The sequence below is a fragment of the Actinoallomurus sp. NPDC050550 genome (genome assembly GCF_040655075.1).
GTDB lineage: Bacteria > Actinomycetota > Actinomycetes > Streptosporangiales > Streptosporangiaceae > Actinoallomurus.
Genome location: NZ_JBFAJC010000129.1, coordinates 1 through 4,753, shown reverse-complemented (window position 1 = coordinate 4,753; position 4,753 = coordinate 1). Strand labels below are relative to the sequence as shown.

Sequence of the window (4,753 nt, the reverse complement as noted above, 5' to 3'; positions counted from 1 at the left end):
CCTCAAAACCGGTGCCCTCTACGACGAGGCGACCGCCTGGCCGCATCATCTGGAACGGGCTGCTTGACATCACTAGCTCCTGGGATGTCTTTCGAGAGGTGAGCAGGCTCAACCCGCGGCGGGGAAGCCGACCCCTGGCACTGGCCTGACGTAATGACCTGGAGCGCTCCACTAGAGCGCTCTAGTCTCTCGCTCACTATGAGCGGGGTCACTCGGCGATGTCAAGAGCCGGAAACGCGCGCGTTACTTCCGTCAGCGCGCCGCGGTCGTGCCGCGGACGACCAGGTGCGGGGGGATGACGAGGTCCCTGTCGGCGATCTCGTCACCGGACAGCCGCGCGACGGCCCGGTGCACGGCCAGGCTCGCCATGCGACCGGCGTCCTGGCTGACGGTCGTGAGGTTGACGTGGGACAGACGGGACAGCCGGCTGTCGTCGAAGCCGATGACGGAGACGTCCTCGGGAACCGCGATCCCGGCCCGCAGGAACGAATCGAGCAGACCGGCGGCGCCGTCGTCGTCGTAGGTGATCACGGCGGTGGGGGACTCCCCGTCCTCCAGGAGCAGCCGCGCGGCACTGGCCCCGGACTCGGCCGTCTGACCTCCGGGGATGATGCGGATGCAGTTACCGAGGCCGTGCCTGCGCATCGCCGTGCGGTAGGCGCGCCGCCGGTCGGTCGCCTTCGGGCTGCGGCCTCCGTCGATGTGCGCGATGTCGCGGTGCCCGAGTTTCACCAGGTGGTCCACTGCCTGGCGCATCCCCGCCTCCTCGTCGGTGTGCACCAGGTCGATGGACGACTCCCGCAGCCGTCGCCCGACGGCGATGACCGGCAGCCGCCGCCCGAGATCCTCCAGCATCGCCGCGGGGGATTCGGGGCCGAGCATGATGAGCGCGTCGCAGCGATAGCCCAGCAGTGTCTCGACGGCGCGCCGCTCGTCGCGGCGGGGGGTCAGCGCGCTGAGGACCACCTCGTAGTCGGAGCTGTCGGCCGAGGCATAGATCCCCTCGATGAGATCCGTGTGGAAGGCGTGCTGCACGTTGAACGTCACGCCGAGGAGCCGTGAGCTGTTGCGGGCCAGCAGGCGCGCGCGCGTGTCCGGCCGGTAGCCGATCTCCTCGGCCGCCTTGAGCACCCGCTCCCGTGTCTCCTCGCTCGCGCCGGCGACTCCACGAATGACGATCGACACCAGCGCCCGGGACACTCCGGCGCGCGCGGCGACATCCTCCAGCGTGGGCCGCTTGGCGCCTCTGCCTCTTGCGGATTGCCCGGTCACAGCCCTCCCCTTCGTGTCCAACATGTTGCGACAAGTTGCCGCGGACGTGTTGACATGTTCGTGTGACGCTCATCATAGTGATGGCACTAGAGCGCTCTAAGCGCAATATCCAGCAGCAAACCCGTGACCAGGAAACACCCTCTAGGTGACGGTTTACCACTTAGAGCGTTCTAGCGACAGTGACTCCCGTGACCCGGGAGCACCCACAACGCATCGCACCGCCCGGCTCCGTAGAGCGGCGGAGTGACGACCCTCTACGCCCCGATACAGCGAACACCCCCATCGGCCGACCACGGTTCGTGATCAATGATCGACTCATCGCCACCTGATGAGCGCCGTCCGCTGAAACGACCACCAGCCCACACCCGAACGACGGAACACGATCAATGGAGACTTCCATGCGGAGAACCAAGCGAGCGGCGGGGACCGCTCTTCTGGCAGCGCTCGCCCTCACCGCTGCCGCGTGCAGCAGCACCGGCGGCAAGAAGGCGCAGGCACAGGCGGAGGGGGTCACGGCGGGCAAGGCCAGCACGCCTCGCATGAAGATCGCGATGGTCACGCATGAGGCCCCGGGTGACACGTTCTGGGACATCGTGCGGAAGGGCGCCCAGGCCGCGGCCGCCAAGGACAACGTCCAGCTCGTCTACTCCGCCGACCCGGACGCCGGCAAGCAGTCCACCCTCGTGCAGAACGCCATCGACAGCAAGGTCGACGGCATCGCCGTCACCCTCGCCCACCCCTCCGCGATGACCGGCGTGGTGCAGAAGGCCAAGGCCGCGGGAATCCCGGTCGTCGCCTTCAACTCCGGGCTGGACGACTGGCAGAAGACCGGGGCGCTGGAGTACTTCGGCTCCGACGAGCACCTCGCGGGAGAGACGGCCGGCAAGCGACTCGCCGCGGAAGGCGCCAAACACGTCCTGTGCGTGCCGCAGGAGCAGGGTCAGGTCGCTCTCGAGGCGCGCTGTGACGGCGTGGCGAAGGGCTTCTCCGGCAAGACGGACAAGGTGTACGTGACCGGCACCAACATGCCGTCGGTGCGGACCACCGTCGCCGCCAAGCTGAAGGAGGACAAGACCATCGACCGGGTGATCATGCTAGGTGCCCCGTTCGCCCTCACCGCGGTGCAGTCGGTCAAGGACGCCGGGAGCAGCGCCAAGGTCGCGACCTTCGACATGAACCCCGAACTGGTCCAGGCGGTCCAGAAGGGCGACGTCGAGTGGTCGATCGACCAGCAGCCCTATCTGCAGGGCTACCTCGCGGTCGACTCCCTGTGGCTCTACAAGACCAACGGCAACGTCATCGGCGGCGGGAAGACCACGGCCACCGGCCCCTACTTCGTCGACAAGAGCAACGTCACCGACGTCCTGAAGTTCGCAAGCCGGGGGACGCGATAACGCCCCGCCAGGGCGCCCGCCCTGGGCGCCCTGGGCTCTCCCCCGGACCATGGAGGTCTTGATGAGTCAGACACTGGAGGCCGGCGTCCGGCCGCCGGTGCAGGACGAGCGGCTCACCCGCAAGTCGCTGTCCGCCCGGCTGCTCGGACGACCAGAGATCGGGTCGCTGGGCGGCGCGATCGTCATCTACGTCTTCTTCTTCGCCGTCGCCGAGCCGTTCCGCGGGCTCGACTCCCTGGCGACGATCCTGTACGCGAGCTCCACGCTCGGCATCCCTGCGGTCGGGGTCTCCCTCCTCATGATCGGCGGTGAGTTCGACCTGTCGGCCGGCGTCGCGGTCACCAGCTCCGCGATGGTCGCCTCGATGCTCAGTTTCCAGCTCACCGCGAACATCTGGGTCGGCATCGGTGTCTCGCTGCTGGTGGCCCTCGCGATCGGCGCCCTGAACGGCTACCTGGTCGTCAGGACCGGGATCCCCAGCTTCCTGGTCACGCTGGCGACCTTCCTGATGCTGGAGGGCCTGAACCTCGCGATAACCAAGATCATCACCGGCAACGTCGCCAGTCCGAACATCTCCGACATGAGCGGCTTCGCGTCGGCGCAGAAGGTCTTCGCCTCCGAGTGGGACATCGGCGCGCTGTCGCTCCGCATCAGCGTCCTGTGGTGGCTGGTGTTCGTCGCCATCGCCACCTGGGTCCTGCTGCGCACCCGGACCGGCAACTGGATCTTCTCGGCGGGCGGCGCCGCCACCAGCGCCCGGGCCGTGGGAGTTCCGGTGCGGCGGGTGAAGATCGGCCTGTTCATGGCCGTGGGCTTCACGACCTGGTTCACCGGCATGAACCTGCTGTTCTCCTTCAACACCGTCCAGTCCGGTGAGGGCGTCGGCAACGAGTTCCGGTACATCATCGCCGCCGTCATCGGCGGCTGCCTGCTCACCGGCGGGTACGGCTCCGCGGTCGGCGGGGCGATCGGCGCGTTCATCTTCGGAATGACCACCCAGGGCATCGTCTACGCCGGATGGAACCCCGACTGGTTCTTCTTCTTCCTCGGCGCAATGCTCCTCTTCGCCACCCTGTTCAATCTCTGGGTCCGCCGCCGGACGGAGGCCAGCCGATGACCACCACCGAGACCCCGCTCGTTCGTCTGACCAAGGCGGGTAAGCACTACGGCAACGTCATCGCCCTCGCGGACGTGTCGATGGACGTGGACTCCGGAAAAGTGACCTGCGTCCTCGGCGACAACGGCGCCGGGAAGTCCACTCTGATCAAGATCATTGCGGGTGTGCATCCGCTGGACGAGGGCACCTACGAGGTCGAGGGCGAGCCGGTCCACTTCGGTTCGCCCCGCGACGCCCTGACGCGGGGCATCGCCACCGTGCACCAGGACCTGGCCGTGGTCCCGCTCATGCCGGTGTGGCGCAACTTCTTCCTCGGCTCGGAGGCCCGCAAGGGATTCGGGCCCCTGAGCCGTATGGACATCGGCTTCATGCGGCAGACCACCAAGACCGAGCTGGCCAACATGGGCATCGACCTGCGCGACGTCGACCAGCCCATCGGCACCCTGTCCGGCGGCGAGCGCCAGTGCGTCGCCATCGCCCGAGCCGTCTACTTCGGCGCCAAAGTGCTCATCCTCGACGAGCCCACGGCGGCGCTCGGCGTGAAGCAGGCCGGCGTCGTGCTCCGCTACATCGTCCAGGCCAGGGATCGCGGACTCGGCGTCATCTTCATCAGCCACAACCCGCACCACGCCTACCCGGTCGGCGACCGGTTCCTGCTGCTCAACCGCGGCCACGGCATCGGCTACCACGCCAAGGGCGAAATCACCCGCGACGAGCTCACCGGCCTGATGGCCGGCGGTGCCGAACTGGACGAACTCAGCCACGAGCTGGAGCGCACCAGCTCCGACCCGAAGATCCGCCAGGTCGCCGCCGAGCTGGAACAGGAGGCCGCCGCGACCCCGGAGAAGGAGAAGAGCTGAACCTCGCCGCCGCGTCCTAGTACTACAGTGAGCTTTCTGGGTTTATGGTTCTACTGTGACAGAGGTGGCGGTAAGCGACGTTGAGTCGTGGGTGTCGGGGTTGGACGCAT

General features: G+C 67.6%; 4 protein-coding genes. 3 read left to right on the top strand and 1 reads right to left on the bottom strand.

Annotated features, from left to right (window positions below):
• Positions 1-252 precede the first annotated feature (252 nt).
• Positions 253-1,272 carry a LacI family DNA-binding transcriptional regulator gene (locus tag AB0I04_RS54900; protein ID WP_360904955.1) on the bottom strand — a complete coding sequence of 340 codons (1,020 nt, stop codon included), beginning with the start codon at positions 1,270-1,272 and terminating at the stop codon, positions 253-255.
• Between the two features lie 398 nt (positions 1,273-1,670).
• Here AB0I04_RS54900 and AB0I04_RS54895 point away from each other — a divergent pair, with 398 nt between their 5' ends.
• From AB0I04_RS54895 to AB0I04_RS54885, 3 genes are all read left to right on the top strand, one after another.
• On the top strand, positions 1,671-2,666 hold the full coding sequence (locus tag AB0I04_RS54895) for a sugar ABC transporter substrate-binding protein (RefSeq protein WP_360904952.1): 996 nt from the start codon (positions 1,671-1,673) through the stop codon (positions 2,664-2,666).
• Positions 2,667-2,727: 61 nt separating this feature from the next.
• A complete protein-coding gene (locus AB0I04_RS54890; protein ID WP_360904949.1) occupies positions 2,728-3,783 on the top strand; it encodes an ABC transporter permease in 1,056 nt (351 codons plus the stop codon).
• Positions 3,780-4,643 (top strand): ATP-binding cassette domain-containing protein, encoded by an 864-nt coding sequence (locus AB0I04_RS54885; protein WP_360904946.1) that lies wholly within the window; start codon positions 3,780-3,782, stop codon positions 4,641-4,643. The genes AB0I04_RS54890 and AB0I04_RS54885 overlap by 4 nt, the downstream gene beginning before the upstream one ends.
• Positions 4,644-4,753: the final 110 nt, after the last annotated feature.